Here is a 245-nt window from a genome sequence, read left to right as displayed (position 1 = left end):
ATTAGAGCCAAAATCGCCGCAACGCCTGAAACCTCAGACTACACCAGTATCAAAAAGCGCATCGACCATGCGAAGCTGGGAAAACAACCAAATAGCCTACTACGCTTTGCTGGCAGCCCACGAAAACATATGCCAAAAGGACTGCCTTTTGAACTCAAATCCTATATTGAATTGGTTGAACTCACAGGCCAATGTATTCGCACCGACAAGCGAGGCTATATTAACGAAGCAGAGCCCATTCTTAC

The 245-nt window shown here is 46.1% G+C and carries 1 pseudogene; it reads left to right on the top strand.

Features of this window, described 5'->3' with window-relative positions:
- Positions 1-245, top strand: a pseudogene (locus CKO50_RS23095) (transposase); the annotation flags it as partial.

It is taken from the genome of Pseudoalteromonas sp. HM-SA03 (genome assembly GCF_002289345.1).
GTDB lineage: Bacteria > Pseudomonadota > Gammaproteobacteria > Enterobacterales > Alteromonadaceae > Pseudoalteromonas.
Note: the sequence above shows the minus strand (reverse complement) of the source record. Positions and strands in the feature narration are given on the sequence as shown.